Below are 19,356 nucleotides of genomic sequence, written 5' to 3'. Positions count from 1 at the left end.
TCTAAGAGAAGTTCTTGGTGCTGATGGCCGAAAGCATCTCATATTAACGCAGGCAGTCATTGAGAAAACTCAATTGTTTTAATCGATATGATTAGCTCAGATAAATGATCATGCATTTGAGTCGGCGTTAGTTGACACTGTTCGAGGCGGTGGCGAAGCACCTGAACTTTACTCCCGCCGCCGGTGAGGTTTTGATACGGGAAAACCGGATCAGACCGGACTCAGTGCCTCGGCGCCAAGGAGGATGACCTGCAGCTCCTCCGTGATCTCCTCCTGGCGCAGCCGGTTGTTGGCCGAGCGCAAGGTGTCCAGAGTGTCTTCGATACGGCGGGTGGCCCCGTCGAGGTGGCGGATCCGATACTGGTGTTCGCTCAACAATGAGCGATCCAGCAGCCAGTGCATGACGGCGAACAGATAGTGTTCAACGATGTGGTGGAACACTGTGTCCGGCGCCTGGTACAGCAATGGCGGGAACGGGTTGCCGGGTAGAGCGGAGGCTTTGCCGAAAGGCGGTACGATCCGTGTTTCCAATACCGTTTCCGCATCATCGGCATGGTGGAGAGCGATGATCCGCCGAGGACCCCGGCTTTCGAGGAGCCGGTTGACGGCGTCGATCAAGGCCGGGAGCCGTTCGGCGGTTTCATCCGCCGTGAGCGGACCGGGCAGTTGGCTCTCGCAACCGACCTCCTGGGAAAGTTCGGCGCCGATCCGGCTACCCACGACGATCACCGGCTCGCCGACGGACCGCCGCTGTTCCAGGGCGGTGCGCAGACGGGTATTGAAGTCGCCGCAGAAGCCCCGCTCGGAGCCCAATACAAGCCATGCAGTGTTCGGCGGCTCGACGGGTGTCAGCGCCGGATGATGACTCATCAGCTCCTCGGCGATGCCCCGCAGCGCCGTTTCCAAATGACGCTGGCATTCCACGGAACGCGTCAGCCGGCGGCTTTCGATCACGGCCAGCGTGCGCATCGAATCGAGGATGCCGGCGATTTCGCCCAGCGCCTTCATCCGCCGCCGGAGGGCGTGGCGTCGGCTCATGGCGGGCCCTGTTGCGGCGCGGGCAGATTCTGCCTCAGCCATTGCAGCCAGTCGGCGCGCGAGGCCTCCAGCGCCGGCGAGCCGCTCCGGAGGGCGACGTTCAGTTCGCTCAAGGTGGTTTGAACCCTGCCGGGAGGCAGGGCGTCCAGCAGCCCCTCGTTGTAGGCGGTCATCCAGGCGAGCTGGAACTCCGGGGGCAGCGGCTGCAGGCGCTCCTGCCGAAGGATTTCCCGGAGCAGACGCCCGCGCCTGATGCGGGTTTCCATCCCGCTTTCCAGTCGCGCCCCGAACCGGGTGAAGATCTCCAACTCCAGGAATTGCAGGTAGTCCAGTTTCATCCGTCCCGCTTCTTCCTTGATGCGTGGGTGCTGGGCCTTGCCGCCGATGCGGGAGACCGAGCGGGTGACGTCGATGGCTGGCTTGAAGCCCGCGGCGAACAGATCGGGGTCCAGGTAGATCTGGCCGTCGGTGATCGAGATCAGGTTGGTGGGGATGTAGGCTTCGATTTCTCCCAGGCGGGTCTCAACGATGGGTAGTGCCGTCATGCTGCCGCCGCCGTTGGCTGGGTTCAGTGCCGTGGCGCGCTCCAGCAGCCGGGCATGGAGGTAAAAGATATCGCCGGGGTAGGCCTCGCGCCCCGGCGGGCGCCGCAGCAGCAGCGACAGTTCGCGATAGGTCTGGGCATGGGTGCTCAGGTCGTCGTAGACCACCAGAGTGTCGTGTCCCTGTGCCATCCAGCTTTCGGCGATGGCGCAACCGGCGAAGGGGGCCAAGTACTTGAGGCCAGGCAGGGCGCCGGCTTCCCCCACCACGATCGTGGTGTAAGCGAGCGCGCCATAGTTTTGCAGTAGCCGGATGGTGCCGACCACGGCGGATCGCTTCTGGCCGATCAGCACGTAGACACAGCGTACCTCACGGCCCTTCTGGTTGAGGACCGCATCGATCGCCAGGCTGCTGCGCCCCGTTCCCTCATCGCCGATGATGAGCTGGCGTTGGCCTTTGCCGATGGGTACCAGGGTGTCCACCAAGCGGCTGCCGGTGTAGAGCGGCTGCTGCACGAAGTCGCGTGCAATAATGGGGGGCGAGGGGCTGTCAAGCGGGTGACGGCTGCGTGATTCCAAGGGACGCCCCCCATCCAGCGGATTCCCGATCGGGTCGATCACCCGTCCGAGCAGTGCCTCCCCGACCGGCAGATCGAGCGTTCTGCCGGTCAGACGGGCTGGGGTGCCGGCGGTCAGGCTTTCGGTCTGGTGCAGCAGCACGGCGCCGATGCGCTTCTTGGTCAGGGCGAACACTACGGCCCAGCTCCCGTCCTCGAACATCAGCACATCGTCCATCGCCGCCGAGGGCAGGCCGGTCACCCAGGCGATGCCGTCGCCGACGGAGGTTACCGTGCCGTATTCGCCGATGCGCAGCCGGAGCTTGTAGTCGCCCATGCGAACCTTTTTCCTAGGCAGGGAAGCCGGCTCAGAAATCGGGGGCATTGAGTTCTCTGACCCAGCGCTCATGGCGGCGATCGATGGGGTGATCTTGATGTCGGGCAGTATAGCGTATGTCCTGCAGAGCGATGGACCGGGCTTCGCTCGGACTCATGCCGAAGGCGTGACGGAAGCTTCTGCTGAAATGCGCCTCGTTACGGTAGCCCACCCGGTAAGCGATCTCGCTGATCCGTCTTGGCCGGGTGCTTGGTCTGGTCAGCTCCAGGTAGGCGCGCCGCAGCCGTTGCTGCTGGATATGGCGGGTGATTCCTCCCAGTGGCTGGAACAGGGAATACAGGTAGGAACGCGACACGCGGAAGTACGCCGCCAGGGATTCCGGCGTCAGCCGGGGATCGCCCAGATGATCCGCAATATGGCGGCGTACCGTCTCCAGCAAGGCGGCCCCGGTTTCCGGACGGTCTTCCTCGACCCGGCCTTCGCCGAAATAGGCACCGATCAGTTGGACCAGTCCCTGTGAAATGCAGTGGGCCTCGTCGGAACTCAGCGTCGTCGCGACCTCCCACAGCGTGCGGATGTGCTGGCCTAACAGGCGTCCGCGGGCCGAGTCACGGGCCAGCGAGAGGTCATGCAGCCGCTCGGGCGCGCCAAGATGAGGCGCCAGCAAATCACGCGGCAGCATCAGCGTCAGATTGCGGAAATCGCTGGCGCAGGAATCCAGCGGCTGGGTCAAGTCGAGCAGGAAGACGTCGCCCGGCTGTACGGTACTGTGTCTTTTCCCCCATTCGCCGCGGGTCGTGCCGTTTTGGTAAACCTGGATGATGCAATGGTCCAGCCCGTCGCGCGCGATCAGTGGCGATTTGCGCTGAAAGTACTGCCCGATGCTGGACGTATCCACCAGCAGCATGGAGCCGAGATGACAGGTCGTCAGCGTTGCGGCAAACGGCGCGGAGCCTCCGTCGACCTCCCGTTCCACGTCGAAAATGACGGAAATACTCTCCTTCCAGATCGAAAAGCGGTCTTCTGCTGGAACATTGTCCAGATCGAAGCGGGCGATCGGGACGGTGTCCGGAAGTTTTTCTGATTCGCCCTTCAAGTCATTGCCCTCTTGGCGCAGGTGCTTTTTCATCGCTGGCGACGGACCGTTGGATCATGCGCATTCGAATTGGCTCCCCCGTGGCTTTGGTACGAAAGCGGGCCGCCAGCCTTGTGGACTTTGCGGCAACAAATCGTGGACGTAGAGTAAAAACGAGTGCCTCGATTTTATCTACGATGTCGGCCTGGACGCGATATTGGCGTTCGAACGCGCTGGCACATTGGATTTCACGAAACGCCAAGGTGTCATCGGTAACATCACCGGGTCACTGCCTTTCGGGAAAACAGGATTTGCAATGAACAGGCTGGCGGCGGATTTCATCCAAGCGGCCGTTTCCGGAAGGTTCGCGTTGCGCCACCGACCTCAAGGGATGGTGCGGAGCGGGGATCGTGGATGCCTATGCCGCGGTGAAGGCTGCGATGCCGACACCGCCGGTTGGCAGACTCGAGCCCAATGCGCGATGCAACTGCGCCGATTTGTCCGGCCGGAATCTGTCGAAAGCCAACCCGACGGGGGCCGAGCTGGAGCGGGCGAATCTGGCCGGCTCCCGCCTGACCGGAGAGATTTTCTGCCGGACCCGGATGCCCGATGGTTCGGCGAATAATGCAAATTGTCCGGTTCAGTAGACAGGCGACGTTGCTCGCAAAATATTAAACATTCGAAATAATGCCATAGCGATCCCTCTTTCTGCCCGGATGGGATCGATGGATCATGCCGACGATCTGCGAGTTTTCCAGTTGGCAATCGGAGACTGTCATGAGTTTGTCAGAGGATATGGTAGGAGATATATGCTGAATAACCCGACTATCACGTTACAGCAGCGGTTTCTGGCAGGCATCATTAAACTCGGCATGTGTTTGCTGCTTTCGATTGCCGCCGAGGCTCAGCCCGCTTCGGTGACAGTAACAAACTACGGATGGTTTGTTGCCAGTTTCGCACTGAAAGGCTGTGACAAAGAACTTAATGCCGGCGATATCCCAGTTGAACAATATCGCACCTTCGACCTGGATGAATTGGGCTGCTCCAAGGAGCAAACGGCGAGGCTAGAGATATATTATAATTGGTGGGGATGGAAAACCCTTGATTTTCCTCCCGTCGTGGAGTTGCGTTGGGTAGGTGACGGGGTGTGGCGTGTGATGAATAAGCAGAACTGGGCGATGGCGACGCAAGGCAATATCTTGATTCGTTTGGACGGCCCTGCGTGGGCCCCCGAAGCGTCCCTTATTGATTTTAAAAAGGATCTGTGGAAGGCCAACTTGCCTGGTGCGGATCTGGCTGGTGTCGACCTGAGTATGGGGAACCTGGAGTCTGCCAATCTGCCCAGGGCGGATTTGAGCGGAGCTATCCTACGCAGGGCCGATCTGTCGCGGGCTAATCTGTCCAATGCGGACTTATCTAGTGCGAATTTATACGGCGCGGATTTGAATGGAGCCGACCTTTCCGGAGCGAAGGGCGCTAATCTTGCGGCTGCTATCACGACAGGGTCGACGATCTGTCCCAATAAAAAGCACGGACCTTGCCGTTGAGATTGGTATTGAGTACTTGGCCTGTTTGGAGATCCAGTATGATTAATCGCCTTGGCTACAGCGGCCGTGTTGACTCGAATCCTGTCTTGCCGCTCTGCGTGCTGGTGGCGCTGCTGTCGGGAGGGGTTGCCGAGGCCGCCGTGCCGACCCTCAAGGCCGTCAGTCCGCCCGTACGGACCAGCGGCCTGCCTTCGGTCAGCGCGGACGCAAGCCGTGTGGCCTACATCACCAATGTGGTTCGGAAGCGCGGCGAACAGCAGCGCGATCAGATTTTCCGGTGGGAGGATGACGCTGCCCATCGCAGGTTGATTAGCCGGAATGGTGAAGGACAACAGGCCACCGGCAACAGTCTTTTTCCCGCGATCAGCGGCGATGGCTCGGTGGTGGTGTTCGCTTCCGATGCGGCGGATATCGATCCGGCTTGCGCCGTTCCGGGCGTCACGAATATTTTTCGGCAGGATGCCTTGGAACGGGAAACGCGACCCCTCTGCCTCTCCGTCCCTGCTACAGCGGCGGGCGCCGACGGCGACAGCCTGTATCCGGCGGTCAGCGGCGATGGCCGGGTCGTAAGCTGGGCATCGTCGGCGAGCAATCTGGTGAACGGTGACAGCAATGGTCTCCCTGACGTGTTTCTCCGCGGTGCCGGTGGAGTCATCCAGCTTGTCAGCATCGCGAGCAGCGGCGAGCAAGGCGACGGCATAAGCTCCCTCTCCAGCCTGAATGGCGACGGCAGCCGCATCGTCTTCATGTCCGAGGCGACGAACCTGGTTGCCGATGACAGCAACGGGGTCAGCGACATCTTCCTGCGCGACTTGGTCAGCGGTGAGACTACGCGTATCAGCAAGTCTTCGACGGGCGAGCAGGGCAACGCTCCCAGCTATGGCCCTGTCTTCAGCGCCGGAGGCCGCTACGTTGGATTCGTTTCCTCCGCGTCCAACCTGGTTGCGGGCGACAGTAACGGCAAACGAGACATTTTCCTGCGAGACCTCGAAACCGGTATCAGCGAACGGGTCAGTGTCGCCACCGATGGTGGCCAAGCCGACGGCGACAGCGATTATGCCAGCGTCACTGCCGACGGACGCTGCGTCGCCTTCCAGAGCAAGGCCACCAATTTGGTGCCGGACGATGGCAATGGCGATGAGGATGTGTTTGTCCATGACCGGCAGACCCGCAAGACGCTCCGTGTAAGCGTGAGCGGCAAGGGCAAGGAGGCGCGCGGTGCGGGTTTTTTCCCCGTCATCAGCGCCGACGGCAGTGCCGTGGTTTTCACCTCCGACGCCCCGGGCCTGACGCCGAACGCCGACGGTAAAGGCGATCCGGATGTCTATGTCCGGCGGTTGGCATCGGGGTGGTGCCGATAGATTAGGGAGGTGACAGGAGGGATATCTCCCGCCTCCCCATCCACCGCGACGAAGCAAGTTTCACCCTTTGAGCCATCAACATTCGGAGACCGTGCCTTGCCTATGTTCCGTATTGAAAGCGAAGTCCGCTCCACTGGGCGCTCCGCCATTCCGTTTTTGTGCGCCCTGGGCGTCCTGGCAAATCTTGTTTGCTTCCCAGCGCGCGCGCTGGCGGAATGGTCGTGGTCGGATCAGATCGTCGATCTCAGCGCCGGGGGCCGGATCGCTCGCAATCCCGCGGCAGCGGTGGATGCGAGCGGCAATGTGACCGTCGTGTGGGGGCTCGACAATTCGAACGAGGCTACGATCCTGCAGGGCAACCACTTCAGCACCGGCGGCTGGAGCGGGGGCGTCGATATCGATGGCACGGGCAGCAATTGGCAGCCCCGTGCCGTGGCGGAGCCGGCTGGCGCCGTGACTGCCGTCTGGGAGTCGAAAACCGGCGAGCATTGGGCGATCCGGACCGCCCGGTTCAGCAACGGCAGCTGGAGCGGCCCGACCGGCCTCAGCGCCCCTGGCCTGGATGCGCGGTTTCCCGCTGTGGCCGGGGACGCAAGCGGCAACGTCACGGCCGTGTGGCAGCGCGGAAGCACTATCCAAAGCGCGCGGTCGATCGGAGGGACCTGGGAGGGCGTCGTCGACCTGGGAGATGCCGGTGCAGGGTCGGCGTTTCCTCAAGTGGCAGCGGATGCCAAGGGAAACCTGACTGCAGTATGGGAACGCGGGGGTGACGGCGGCGTAACCATCCAAAGTGCCCGGTTCAGCGAGGGACATTGGACTGCTCCCGTCGAAATCAGCGTCCCGGGAAAAGATGCAAGGCGGCCGAACGTGGCAACGGACTCGGACGGCAATGTCACGGTGGTCTGGGAACTGGCCAGCGCTGCGGAACGGACCGTCCAGAGCGCCAGATTCAGTGCCGGCGCCTGGACTGCCCCGATAGATCTGAGTAATGCAGGCACTCAAGCTGCCAAGGCGCAAGTTGCGGTTGACGGAACCGGCAACGTTACCGCGGTTTGGGGTGCCAAGGTGGGTACCGATTTGGTCATCCAGAGTGCCCGCTTCGGCAATGAAGGCTGGAGCAGCGCCGTGGACATCGGCGTCGCGGGCAAACTCGAGACCTGGGGGGAGCGAGGTTTGCCCTCGGCAAAGGTGGCCTCGGACAGCGCGGGGACGGTGACGGTCGTTTGGGAGCGCGTCGACGATCGCGGCGTGAGCGTCCAAAGTGCCCGTTACGCGTCGGGAAGCTGGGGGGGCGTCACCCAACTCGCCGAGGCGGGAACAGCCAGCGCGTTTCCACAAGTCGTCGCTGATGATGCTGGCAACGTCACCGCGGTGTGGTTGAACGGCGGCATCGTTCAAAGCAAACGAGGTAGCGACAACCCCCAGCCGCGCACCTACACCATCACCGTAGCCAAGTCGGGCGAAGGGACCGTCACCAGCTCACCGGAGGGCATCGATTGCGGGACGGTCTGTAACGCCGCCTTCGAGGAGGGCAGCTATGTCTTTTTGTTCGCCAAGCCGGGTTCCGGCCAAGTGATAAGCGGCTGGTCGGGCGACTGCGGGCAGTGGATAGGGCCTCCGAAAGAATCCTGTACCTTGACCATGAAATCCAACAAGACCGCAAGCGTCTCGTTCCGCCCTGCCAGTGCCAAGACAAAGACCCTGCAATTGATAAAGAAGGGCAAGGGCACCGGAACCATCCACAGCGAACCCGCCGGATTGTCCTGCAGGGAAGATTGCCGGGCCACCTTTGCCAGTTTCGAGAAAGGGGCTCGAGTGGTGTTGACGGCAGCAGCGGGCGAGGGCTCCCGCTTCAAGGGTTGGAGTGGCGCCTGTTTTGGCAAGAAGACAACCTGCGTGGTGAAGATGGGCGAGAGCAAGCGGGTTGGCGCGAAATTCGATACCTATCCAAGGAACTGAGCCCAACGGAATTGAAAATGACTTGCCAGGTATTCCACATAGACAGGGGAATACCGTTTGAAAGGTAATTCCGTACTATCGCCAGCAAAGCTATTGAAGGAAGCTATCATGGCCCGCTATGCAGGACTCATCATTTTTGTCTCTTTCGTTGGTTTCTCATCGATAAGCGCGCTCGGTGCCATGCCTCCCGGCCAGCCTGATGAAAGGCTGATCGTAGGCGTGGACGAGGTGCCGCGCGATTTACTTTCCGCGGAAGAAGTCGAAAAAATCCGAATACTTCAAGCCGCAGCCGCGCCTCGTGTGCTCAGCGGTATCGATCCGGCCGGAAGGGTTGCCTTGGTTTTGCGCCCAAATAATGAAGATGCATTAGGTTTTCTGGATATCGAGACAGGCGGTTTTACCCCGGTGGGCTTCGGAGGAACACAACCACCGGTCCTGGACGGCTCTAAAGCATTACGTTGGGCAAATGGAACTGAGATATTGACCTGGGCGAAAGGAGAGGCCGGGGAGACCCCATGGGTGTTGCTTCGAGTCGACTCTATAACCGGTAAAATTTCCCGGAGTCCGTTATTGCTGAATGCTGGCGATACCCCGGCGAGCCTTTCCCCGGATGGCCGGCTTTTGCTGTCGATGGCCAAACCCGACACGGCGATTTCGGGGAAGGTTTCAGTCCCGCGTTCCTCGGCGACGGGTGTCGATCCATTCGACGTCAAGGCGCCATTAGGGCTATACACCCCCGAGGGCGAGGGCAGCCCCCGCTTCATGGTGGCGAGCGAGGGGGTAACCTACTCCATTTTCGATTTGTCGACGGGGAAAAAGCACCCGCTCCTCACTTTGCCGGCAGGTACGGCGTTGTACGATTTCGGTGCCGTGACGCCCTATGCCTCGTCCCAAGACGGCAGCAAGCTGGGATTCGTTCGGACCATCATCCCCGTCGAAAGCTCGCGAGGCAGGGAAAGTGTAATTGATGTGCTGACCCGGTCGGCTTTGGGACAGCTTGATCCCGCAGATAATCCATTTGTCCAGGAAAATGCGGTAGAAATTTTCGACCTGAAGGAATCGAAGCATTCACAGCTTCTTGCCGGACAGAGCGGTGGCGATATCTTCAAAGGCCTGTCATGGAGTCCGGACGGCGCCTCGTTCATGGCGCTTGCAGAGCCGCCGGTAAGCCTGCGCGGACGCAAATATCCGATCTATTATCCGGAAAAAGGCTATACGGTTTATAAATTCTATGATGCGACGCTGAATCCGATCGCCAGACTGGATAAGCCGGAGCTCGGCAGCTATCTGCAACAGCCATTTTATCTTTCCTCACAGGATGTCCTGTTTCCGACTGTCGATGGTTTGAGCGTTCAGCTTTATCGGTATGGCACGGGGAGTGGAGTGCTCGAAAAGATCAGCGCCGCGGAAGGGGAATATGGGACGGTCTGGGCTACCGCCGCTCGGCAGCGGCTGGTGTTCGCTCACAGCTCCTTTGTCGATCCACCGGAGTTATACCGGATGAGCCTGGATGGATCTGCCATGACCGCTTTGACGGCAGATAATGCCCAGGCGAAGGCGCAGAATTCCGTTCAGGCTCATACGATTTCGCTCCCTGTCAAAAGCGGCGTGCAGCGCTCGGCCTATCTCATCCAACCTGCCGGAACGGAATTTCCCCCTCGGAATGTTCCGATGGTATTGTGGCAGCAGGGAGGCCCCGGCGGCGAGATGATCAACAGTTGGAGCGCCGTCGCCGAGTCGCCTTTCAATTTGTTGCCCAACTTCGGCATTTCCGTTCTGGTGCTGCCTTTACAGATGCGTCCGGGCTGGGGAGAAAAACAATGGTTCGATCTGGCAAACGGCCGCAACTTCGGCCGGATAGATATCGATGAGGCCGCCCAGTTCGTGCGTAGGCTGGTGGCCAAAGGCTACACTTCCAAACAGCGGGTCGGAATTTCAGGGTGTTCCTACGGCGGCTATTTTGCAAGCCAGAGCGTGGCGCGGCATCCCGGTCTTTACGCCGCGGCCAATCCGGCTTGCAGCCTCCTCGACATTCCCACCGAATTTGCCTCCGGCTATGCCGCGTTCATAGCTTTTCTGGAAGGGAAAACCCCCTATCAGAACCTGAGGAAGTACCGCGCGGATTCCCCCGTTTATCAAGCCGCTCGCGTGGTGACCCCCACGCTGGTTTTCCACGGCAGTCAGGATTTTCTGCCCGTCGGCATCGCGGCGAACTTCTACGCGGGCATCTCGGGCCGAGGCACGCCGGCTCGAATGGTGGAATTCAACGGCGAGGGTCATGGCATTCACGAGCCCAAGAACGCGTTGTATCAGGCGCAGGAGCAAATTGCCTGGTTTCGCTATTATTTGGGGCAGGATCGATAGACAGACAGTACGTTTAGCCGGTGCCTCGGGTACAGCGGCGTTGTGCTGATTAATCGACGGACGGCAAAATTTTGTATTGTCTGGAGTGCAGGAATGACGAAAACGCGTATTCACGATCCTTCTGTCACTGTTGCGGCCGCGCTGGCAGCTTTGCTGCTGGGAGCCGCGCCTCCCAATGCTTGGGCGGCGGATGCACCGGCCAGGGCCATCGTCATGCTGAAGGCGGACGTGGGGACGCAAGCGCCCCGTCCGGCCGATCCGGCTTTGCTGGGCCAGTGGCGGGCGGCCACCGGCGTCGCGCTGACATGGAGCGGCAATACCCGCACCGGTGCGCAGATCCTCGAGTTTCCCTCCGGTATCTCCAGCGCGGATGTTCAGGCGGCGGTGCGGCGCATGGGGGCCGCGGAGGGTGTGCTATGGGCGGAAAGCGAAGGCGGCCAGCCGGTGCGGTCTTCCCGGCAGCAGGCCAAAGCCGCGGAGGTCCGGCTGGCGATTAGGGAATTCATCGTCAAGCTGAAGAGCGGAGACGGCGAGACCGTGGAAGCCGATGTCGCGCGACTGGCGGCCATCGCCGGTATCGGGCTGGCGCCCTCGCGGGCCACGACCGGCGCCAAAGTGTACCGGCTGGCCCGTCCGGTCGACGAAATCGAAGCCCGAGAGATCGAACGGAAGCTGGAAGCAGCGGCGGAAGTGGTGTATGCCGATCCGATCCGGATGAAGTACGCCAGGACCGTCGTGCCCGACGATCCCAAGTTCAAGAAGGAATGGCATCTGCACAGTGGCGATGGGGCTCAGGCCGGTTCGGCGAACGTTCAGGCGGCCTGGGAGCTGACGCGCGGTTCGCCGGAGGTCGCGGTGGCGGTGGTGGACTCCGGGATTCTGTTCAAGCCGACGCATCCCGATCTGAAAAGCCGGTTGGTGTTCGCGGGCGAAGACCGTACTGCCATCGTCGGCTGGGACCTGGTGAGCGATGCCAAACTGGCGCGTGACGGTAACGGACGCGATCCCCGGCCCAAGGATGAGGGCGACTGGCGGCGGGCGGGTTACTGTGGTGAGGGCTCGGAAGCGCAAGCCAGCTCCTGGCACGGCAGTCATGTCGCAGGAACGGTCGGGGCGGCGACGGACAACGGCCGGGGCATCAGCGGGGTGGACTGGTTCGCGAAGATCATACCCGTCCGTGTGCTCGCGGCCTGCGGAGGCGACGATGCGGACATCGCGGACGGCATCCATTGGGCAGCGGGGCGGCCGGACGTGCCCGGCACTGAGCCCAATCCACTGCCTGCGCGCGTGATCAACTTGAGTCTGGGCGGTGACGGCCCCTGTTCGGACTCTTACCAGGCAGCCATCGACTATGCGCTGTCGCGCAATGCCGTGGTGGTGGTCGCGGCCGGCAACGAGGGCGAGGACACCGCCAACAAGGAGCCGGCGGATTGCCATGGCATCATCGCCGTGGCTTCCGTCCGCCCAGACGGCAACCTGGCCGATTACAGCAACTTCGGCGTGCAGGTTGCCGTGGCCGCGCCCGGCGGGGAAACCGCCGACAGCGATTCATACGGGATACTTTCGACCGTCAATGCCAGCAAGAAACGTCCCGCGGCCGGCGGGATGAAATACGGCTGGGAGCAGGGAACGAGCATGGCGGCGCCGGTGGTCTCGGGCGTGGTGTCGTTGATGCTGGCGGCGGACACGGCAGGCAGGCTGAACCCCCAGACGGTCAGGGAAATCCTTATGGCCACAGCCCGTCCATTCCCGGAAGGCAGCCGGTGCGCGACTGACCTTCAGGGATTGTGCGGGGCGGGTATCGTCGATGCCCATGCGGCCGTCAAGGCTGTGCAAGACCTGCAGTGACGTCGAGATCGACGGGGCTCAGCCGCTGCCAAGGGAATTGTCCGCCCCGTCCGCGAAAAATTTCAGTTCCTCCGCGACATTGGCTGCAAGCACCCGATGGCCCGCCCGCAGCCGGATACCGCAGATCAGAGCGGGATCTTCGCGGAAATGCCAGACGATGGTCCGGCCGGTACGGGTTTCGATCAGCTGCGTCAGCTCGGCGCAGGATTCGGGCTTTAAGGGAAATGCGCTGGCGATTTCGGCTTCGGGATGTTCCTGCTCCTCCAGCGCACGGGTCAGCGCCTGCCATTGTTCCGGACTCATGGCGACGAGGTCCTCGCCGAACATCCGGAGCAGGGCGGCTTCCATCTCCGGCCCGGCCAGCCGCTCGAGAAAACGGGCAGCGAACTGCCGGCTCAGGCGCAGGGCCTCGCGCTCGAGGTCCGATTCCATGTCGCGGCGCTGGCGCTCGATCAGTACCCGGGCTTTTTCCCGTTCGGCATCCAGCGCTTTCTCCAGCTCGCCCATGGCGCGCTGGCGTTCCGCTTCGAGCTCCTGTTTGAAAGCTTCGCGTGCCTGCCGTTTTTCGGTTTCCCAATCGGCCAGCCGCGACTCGTACTGCATCCGCAAGGCTTCCGCCGCCGCCTGGGCGTCGCGTGCGTCGGCCACCGTCTGGGCGATGTGCCGGCGCCGTTCCTCGATGGCTGCGCTCACCGGTTGGTACAAAAAGCGCTTGAGCAGCCATACCAGGACCAGAAAGTTGACGATTTCCAGAACGAAGGTGGACGGGTTCAGATCCACGGTCAGCGGCCGAGGTATTCGATCAGCGGATTGCGGAACAGCACGATCAGAACGATGACCAGTGCATAGATGGCCAGAGACTCGATCATTGCCAGCCCGATGAACAGCGTGCGCATGATGGACTTTTCCGCCTCCGGCTGGCGCGCGAGGGCTTCCAACGCCGTGGCGATGGCGCGGCCCATGGCGAGCGCAGGCATCATCACCGCCACAGCGATGCCGGCCACCGCGGCCACGGTGGAGAGACTGACGAACCCGGGCATGTCGTTCATGGGGAATGGTTCTCCTGTTGGGGGCCGGACTGTATGCCGCCGGCGATGTAGACCAATGCCAGAATGCCGAAAATATACGCTTGCACCAAGCCCTCGACGACGTGCAGCAGCAGGACCGGTACCGGTACGAACAGTCCGCCGATGACCAGGAGCAGCAGCCCGATCAGTTCCATGCTCATCATGTTGCCGAACAGCCGGACTGCCAGCGCCAGCGTGCGGGTGATCTCGCCGATCAGATGGAAAGGCAGCAGGATGGGGTTGGGCGTCAGGTAGTGCTTCAGGTAGGCGGACAAGCCCTGCTGGCGGATGCCGAACCAGTGCACCGAGAAGAACACCAGCACTGCCAGCGCGGAGGTCACCGACAGATCGCGCGTCGGCGAGTCGAAGCCGGGGACGAGGCTGATCAGATTGGCGGTCGCGAGGAACAGCCACAGGCTCATAATGAACGGCGTCACCTCCCGGTAAGCGGTCGGGATCACGTCACGGACCGCGTTTTCGCAAGTCGACACGATGCCCTCCAGCACCACCTGGACGCGGTCCGGCAGCGCCCTGCGGCGTCGGGTCAGGACCGCCGAAACCATCGCGAGTAAGCCCGTCAGCAGCACGGAAGTGAGGAGGCTGTCGCTGAGCGCCACCGGCCCGAGGTGGCCGAGGACCCTGGCGAAAAAGTCGATCTGCTCCATCCTTGCTCAATCCTCATGCCGTTTGATCAGCTGCCAGGCGTTCCAGGCCCCGACGACCAGCCCTAGGAACAACAGGCTCAGCGTCCAGCGGATCGAATAACCTGTACTGTGCTGGTCCAGCCATCGCCCCAGATAGGCCCCCCCCACCAGAGGCAATACGAACACCAACCCCAGCGTGCCGAGATAGGCCGCCTGCGCCAGCACCCCATGGCGCTCGCGCTCGGCCCGGCGCAGGCGCTGGGCCTGGCGGTCGACTGTGGCGCTCAGGCGGGATCTTGAATTGGCGGGGGGCGGTTTCAAAAGCAGTTTCCTGTTACCAAAGTCTCACGAAATGGCTTGGCATTATGCCCTCTTCTCGGGGGAAGTAGAGTAGATCGGGGGTGGCAAATTCCGACCACCGTCCGGCCCAGATGGGGCGAAAGCACCTTACCCACTCAAATTCCATCTAATTCTAACGGGCTGAGACCCACCGGCCCCGCAGTTCAGCGCATGAGTGTAAATCATCGACTTCGTGGAAGGAGCACAACGAAGTCGAGCGAAGCGAGTGAGTGCGACGGCCCCCGCGAAGCCGTTGGCCCGGATGTATTGTCGGACTCCGCGGCTTCATCGCGGCTGAGGGGCAAGCCACAAGGAACTGGAGCGTCACCACAATTTGCTCCCGGGGGTGACTGGATTGTCCCGTCGGGTTTCGCAAAAAATGGCGATGCCCCAGTGATGTTTTTTCCACCGGGGAACAGGCAATCATGAACCGGCCGTTTAGGCTTTTCCTTGCCTCCCGCGCGCAAGCCACGACGGTCTTCGCGGCCTCAAGCGAAGTGGGCTCCCTCGTGTTGTGCGTTTTCTTACATTGCCCGATCGGTTTGTTCATAAGGCAACAGCGCGCGACGCGGCCGAGGTTCGGAAATCAATACCAAATCAGTCGGGTGTATGGGTGGCACGCCCTCTGCATGATCAAGGTATGCGTAGTCGCGGAGGTGGGGTATGAGCAGCTTATCCGTTAAGATTCAGGACGTTTTCAATGAGCCCGGTTGCGGCAAGAATCAGGGCAAGTCCGAGAAAGAGCGCAAGAAGGGCTGCACCAAACAGCTCCAGCCCGGTGGCGCCGCTGGCGGCTGTGCCTTCGACGGCGCCAAGATCGCCCTGCAGCCGATCACCGACGTGGCTCATCTGGTTCATGGCCCCATCGCCTGCGAAGGCAATTCCTGGGACAACCGTGGCTCCAAGTCTTCCGGGTCCAATCTGTGGCGTACCGGTTTCACCACCGACATCAATGAAACCGACGTGGTGTTCGGCGGCGAAAAACGTCTGTTCAAGTCGGTGAAGGAAATCATCGAAAAATACGACCCTCCCGCCGTCTTCGTCTACCAGACCTGTGTGCCGGCGATGATCGGCGATGACATCGAGGCCGTCTGTAAGGCGGCTTCCAAAAAATTCGGCAAGCCGGTCATTCCGGTCAATTCGCCCGGTTTCGTCGGCCCCAAGAACCTCGGCAACAAACTCGCGGGCGAGGCGATCCTGGACTATGTGATCGGCACCGAAGAGCCTGAGTACACGACGCCCTATGACATCAACATCATCGGTGAATACAACCTGTCTGGCGAGCTCTGGCAGGTGAAGCCGCTGCTGGACGAGCTGGGCATCCGCATTCTGTGCTGTATCTCCGGAGATGCCAAGTACCACGATGTGGCCTGTTCGCATCGCGCCCGGGCGGCGATGATGGTCTGCTCGAAATCGATGATCAACATCGCCCGCAAAATGGAGGAGCGCTACGGTATCCCCTTCTTCGAAGGCTCTTTCTACGGCATCGGCGACACCAGCGATGCCTTGCGCGAGATTGCGCGGCTCCTGATCGAGCGCGGCGCGCCCCCGGAGTTGATGGAGCGTACCGAAGCCCTGATAGCCCGGGAGGAAGCCCGGGCCTGGGCCGCGATCGAACCGTACAAGAAGCGCCTGACCGGTAAGAAGGTGCTGCTCATCACCGGCGGCGTGAAATCCTGGTCGGTGGTGGCCGCGTTGCAGGAAAGCGGCATGGAAGTGGTCGGTACCAGCGTGAAGAAATCGACCAAGGAGGACAAGGAGCGGATCAAGGAACTCATGGGCGAAGACGCCCATATGATCGAGGACATGACCCCGCGGGAAATGTACAAGATGCTCAAGGAGGCCAAGGCCGACATCATGCTGTCCGGTGGGCGTTCCCAGTTCGTCGCGCTCAAGGCCAAGATGCCCTGGCTGGACATCAACCAGGAACGCCACCATGCCTACATGGGCTATGTCGGCATGGTGGAACTGGTCAAGGAAATCGACAAGGCTCTGTTCAATCCGGTTTGGGAGCAGGTGAGGAAGCGCGCACCCTGGGAGGAAACCACCTGGGAAGAGCGGGCCGATGCGGCTCTCGCCTCCGAAGCCGCCGCGTTGGCCGCCGATCCGGAGTTGGCCAAGGCGCAGCGCCGCGCCGTCCGCATCTGCAAGTGCAAGGCGGTGGACCGCGGTACCATCGAGGACGCCATCCTCGCGTACGGGCTGGACAGCGTCGAAGCGGTCACCGAGCGTACCCATGCGGGCAGCGGCTGCACCGGTTGCACCGGAACCATTGCCGGCATCCTCGAGAGCATCGAAGACTGGCGACCGGCTCCCTCGGCGGAACCGGCAAAACGGGCAGCGTGAGGCGGCCATGGCCAAGGTCACCCATTCGCAGAAATCCTGCACGGTCAATCCGCTGAAAATGAGCCAGCCGATCGGTAGCGCCCTGGCTTTCATGGGACTGAAGAACTGCATGCCCCTGTTCCATGGCTCGCAGGGCTGTACCTCGTTCGGCTTGGTGTTGTTCGTGCGCCATTTCAAGGAAGCCATCCCGCTGCAGACCACGGCCATGAGTGAGGTCGCCACCGTACTGGGGGGGCTCGAGAACGTAGAGCAGGCGATCGTCACCATCGCCAACCGGCAGAAGCCTGCGATCATCGGTATTTCCTCCACCGGCGTGACCGAAACCAAGGGCGATGACGTCGATGGATACCTCAAGCTGATCCGAGAAAAGCACCCCGAGTTGGATCACATCCAATTGGTGTACGTGTCCACGCCGGATTTCAAGGACGCTTTCCAGGACGGCTGGGCCAAGACTGTGACCCGGATGGTCGAGCAACTGGTCGAGCCGGTATCGGCCGATACCGCGCGCAATCCGGTCAAGGTCAACCTGTTGCCGGGCGCCCACGTGACGCCCGGCGATCTGGATGAACTGCGTGACCTGATCGAGGCCTTCGGCCTGGAGCCGTTGATCCTGCCCGATTTGTCGGGATCGTTGGATGGGCATGTGCCCGACGATTTTACTCCGACCACCATCGGCGGTATTTCGCTGGAAGAGATCGCCGGCATGGGGCTCTCGCGCCATACCATCGCGGTGGGCGAGCAGATGCGGCCTGCCGCTGAGGCGATGGCAAAGAAGGCCGGCATCCCCTACACCCTGTTCGACCGCCTCACCGGGCTCGAAGCCAATGACGAATTCATCGCTCTGCTGGCGGGTTTGAGCGGCCGGCCGGTGCCGAACAAGATCAAGCGCCAGCGCAGTCAACTGGTCGATGCCATGCTGGATGGGCATTTCCATTTCGGTGGCAAGCGCATCGCCATCGGTGCCGAACCGGATCTGTTGTGGACGCTGAGCGGCTGGTTCCACGAAATGGGTGCCGAGGTCGCGGCGGCGGTGACTACCACCGAATCGCCTCTGCTGGAACGCATCGCGACCGACGAGGTGTTGCTCGGTGACCTGGAAGACTTGGAAAGACGAGCCGCTGGCTGCGATTTGTTGGTGACGCATTCCCATGGCCGGCAGGCGGCGGAGCGGCTTGCGATCCCGTTCTACCGCATCGGCATCCCGATGTTCGACCGCCTAGGCGCGGCGCACCAGACCATCGTCGGCTACCGGGGAACCCGTAATCTCATTTTTGAGATCGGCAACATGTTCATCGCCAGCGGCCACGAGCCCACCCCTGAAACCTGGGCCCATTCTGAGGAAACGGGACATGTTGGCGAGAAGGCGCTTGCGGCTCATTAAGCCCCAAGATGTATCGGACGAATCGTTTAATCGCGGAGGAAGCATGAAAGTCGCATTCGCTACCCAGGATCTCAAGCGCGTCGATGCCCATTTCGGCTGGGCCAAGAACATCGCCATCTACGAACTCTCGACCGAGGGCGGTGAGTTCATCGAGGCGATCCAGTTCGAGGGCGATCTGCAGGAGGACGGCAACGAGGACAAGCTGGCGCCCAAGCTCGAGGCCATCAAGGACTGCGCCATTCTCTACGTGGCCGCCATCGGCGGTTCCGGGGCGGCGCGGGTCGTGGCCCAGGGCATCCATCCGATCAAGGTGCCCCAGCCGGAACCGATCGCCGAGCTGCTGGATAAACTACGGGATGTCCTCCGAGGCAACCCGCCACCATGGCTGCGTAAGGTGCTGGCGAAGGAAAACAAGGGCCGGGAACGTTCATTCGATTTTGAAGACGACGAAGAGGTGCAACATGGCTGAAGCAGCCAAAGTGATGGCGGAAATCTCCGCCTCGCCGATGGAGTCGGCGTTCATCAAGGAGCTGGTCAAACAGTGGCGAGCCCAGGATTCGTACGGAACCTGGGAGGGCAAGAGCGATGAACAGTTGCTTGAGCCGTACATTCTGGACAAGGAGAAACGCGCGGCGATTCCCATCATCGGCGATCCCGATCCGGAAACCTTGTGGCGGTTGGAGCTGTTTTACAACGCCGTGGGTCTGTCGATCGAGCGCGCCACCAAGGTGATGGTCACGCCGATGATGAAGATGTCCCATGAAGGCTTTGGCCGCATGGTTCTGATCGCCGGTCGGCTGATCGTGGTCAACAAACAGCTGCGTGACGTGCACCGCTTCGGCTTCCCTTCCATGGAGAAGCTGGCCGAGGAGGGCGAAAAGCTGGTGAATGCCGGTATCGAAATGATCAACCGCTATCCCGATGTGGCGAAATACAGCTGATCGGAGGTTT

At 61.5% G+C, this 19,356-nt stretch carries 17 protein-coding genes; 10 read left to right on the top strand and 7 right to left on the bottom strand.

The window, feature by feature from the left end:
* Positions 1-210: 210 nt before the first annotated feature.
* From N4J17_RS02920 to N4J17_RS02910, 3 genes are read right to left on the bottom strand one after another with little or no spacing between them, the layout of a single operon-like run.
* On the bottom strand, positions 211-1,038 hold the full coding sequence (locus N4J17_RS02920; RefSeq protein WP_198324063.1) for a F0F1 ATP synthase subunit gamma: 828 nt from the start codon (positions 1,036-1,038) through the stop codon (positions 211-213).
* A complete protein-coding gene (locus tag N4J17_RS02915) occupies positions 1,035-2,546 on the bottom strand; it encodes a F0F1 ATP synthase subunit alpha (RefSeq protein ID WP_198324064.1) in 1,512 nt (503 codons plus the stop codon). Before N4J17_RS02915 ends, N4J17_RS02920 begins: the two co-directional genes overlap by 4 nt.
* On the bottom strand, positions 2,506-3,603 hold the full coding sequence (locus N4J17_RS02910; protein WP_277458154.1) for a helix-turn-helix domain-containing protein: 1,098 nt from the start codon (positions 3,601-3,603) through the stop codon (positions 2,506-2,508). Before N4J17_RS02910 ends, N4J17_RS02915 begins: the two co-directional genes overlap by 41 nt.
* Before the next feature lie 386 nt (positions 3,604-3,989).
* On the opposite strand from N4J17_RS02910, the gene N4J17_RS16560 reads away from it, so the two are divergent.
* The 6 genes from N4J17_RS16560 (at position 3,990) to N4J17_RS02885 (ending at position 12,628) form a co-directional block, all read left to right on the top strand.
* Positions 3,990-4,196, top strand: a complete 207-nt coding sequence (locus N4J17_RS16560) for a pentapeptide repeat-containing protein (RefSeq protein WP_232470719.1) — start codon at positions 3,990-3,992, stop codon at positions 4,194-4,196.
* A 162-nt stretch (positions 4,197-4,358) separates the two neighbouring features.
* Positions 4,359-5,096 carry a pentapeptide repeat-containing protein gene (locus tag N4J17_RS02905; protein WP_232470717.1) on the top strand — a complete coding sequence of 246 codons (738 nt, stop codon included), beginning with the start codon at positions 4,359-4,361 and terminating at the stop codon, positions 5,094-5,096.
* 98 nt (positions 5,097-5,194) lie between these two features.
* On the top strand, positions 5,195-6,457 hold the full coding sequence (locus tag N4J17_RS02900; protein ID WP_198324067.1) for a TolB family protein: 1,263 nt from the start codon (positions 5,195-5,197) through the stop codon (positions 6,455-6,457).
* Positions 6,458-6,559: 102 nt separating this feature from the next.
* Positions 6,560-8,416 (top strand): InlB B-repeat-containing protein, encoded by a 1,857-nt coding sequence (locus tag N4J17_RS02895; protein ID WP_198324068.1) that lies wholly within the window; start codon positions 6,560-6,562, stop codon positions 8,414-8,416.
* 108 nt (positions 8,417-8,524) lie between these two features.
* Positions 8,525-10,780, top strand: coding sequence for an alpha/beta hydrolase family protein (locus N4J17_RS02890; protein ID WP_198324069.1), 2,256 nt, complete (start codon positions 8,525-8,527; stop codon positions 10,778-10,780).
* Positions 10,781-10,873: 93 nt separating this feature from the next.
* Entirely contained in the window at positions 10,874-12,628 is a 1,755-nt protein-coding gene (locus N4J17_RS02885; protein ID WP_198324070.1) for a S8 family peptidase, read from the top strand.
* An 18-nt stretch (positions 12,629-12,646) separates the two neighbouring features.
* Here N4J17_RS02885 and N4J17_RS02880 read toward each other — a convergent pair whose 3' ends face one another.
* From N4J17_RS02880 to N4J17_RS02865, 4 genes are read right to left on the bottom strand one after another with little or no spacing between them, the layout of a single operon-like run.
* On the bottom strand, positions 12,647-13,408 hold the full coding sequence (locus N4J17_RS02880) for a F0F1 ATP synthase subunit delta (protein WP_198324071.1): 762 nt from the start codon (positions 13,406-13,408) through the stop codon (positions 12,647-12,649).
* Positions 13,409-13,410: 2 nt separating this feature from the next.
* Entirely contained in the window at positions 13,411-13,677 is a 267-nt protein-coding gene (gene atpE, locus N4J17_RS02875; protein WP_198324072.1) for an ATP synthase F0 subunit C, read from the bottom strand.
* Positions 13,674-14,360: a F0F1 ATP synthase subunit A gene (locus N4J17_RS02870; protein ID WP_198324073.1), complete on the bottom strand. Its 687-nt coding sequence runs from the start codon at positions 14,358-14,360 to the stop codon at positions 13,674-13,676. The genes atpE and N4J17_RS02870 overlap by 4 nt, the downstream gene beginning before the upstream one ends.
* Positions 14,361-14,366: 6 nt before the next feature.
* Entirely contained in the window at positions 14,367-14,660 is a 294-nt protein-coding gene (locus N4J17_RS02865) for an AtpZ/AtpI family protein (protein ID WP_198324074.1), read from the bottom strand.
* Between the two features lie 681 nt (positions 14,661-15,341).
* Here N4J17_RS02865 and nifE point away from each other — a divergent pair.
* The 4 genes from nifE to N4J17_RS02845 are packed head-to-tail and all read left to right on the top strand — an operon-like array spanning position 15,342 to position 19,346.
* Positions 15,342-17,024 carry a nitrogenase iron-molybdenum cofactor biosynthesis protein NifE gene (gene nifE / locus N4J17_RS02860; protein WP_198324075.1) on the top strand — a complete coding sequence of 561 codons (1,683 nt, stop codon included), beginning with the start codon at positions 15,342-15,344 and terminating at the stop codon, positions 17,022-17,024.
* A gap of 7 nt (positions 17,025-17,031) precedes the next feature.
* The gene (gene nifN / locus N4J17_RS02855; RefSeq protein ID WP_198324076.1) at positions 17,032-18,405 is read left to right on the top strand and encodes a nitrogenase iron-molybdenum cofactor biosynthesis protein NifN; all 1,374 of its coding nucleotides are present in this window, start codon (positions 17,032-17,034) and stop codon (positions 18,403-18,405) included.
* 43 nt (positions 18,406-18,448) lie between these two features.
* A complete protein-coding gene (gene nifX, locus N4J17_RS02850) occupies positions 18,449-18,874 on the top strand; it encodes a nitrogen fixation protein NifX (protein ID WP_198324077.1) in 426 nt (141 codons plus the stop codon).
* Positions 18,867-19,346: a NifX-associated nitrogen fixation protein gene (locus tag N4J17_RS02845; RefSeq protein WP_198324078.1), complete on the top strand. Its 480-nt coding sequence runs from the start codon at positions 18,867-18,869 to the stop codon at positions 19,344-19,346. The genes nifX and N4J17_RS02845 overlap by 8 nt, the downstream gene beginning before the upstream one ends.
* Positions 19,347-19,356 lie beyond the last annotated feature (10 nt).

Source organism: Methylococcus capsulatus (assembly GCF_036864975.1).
Lineage (GTDB): Bacteria > Pseudomonadota > Gammaproteobacteria > Methylococcales > Methylococcaceae > Methylococcus.
The sequence above is the reverse complement of the archived record's forward strand: the minus strand, read 5'-3'. Positions and strand labels throughout refer to the sequence as shown.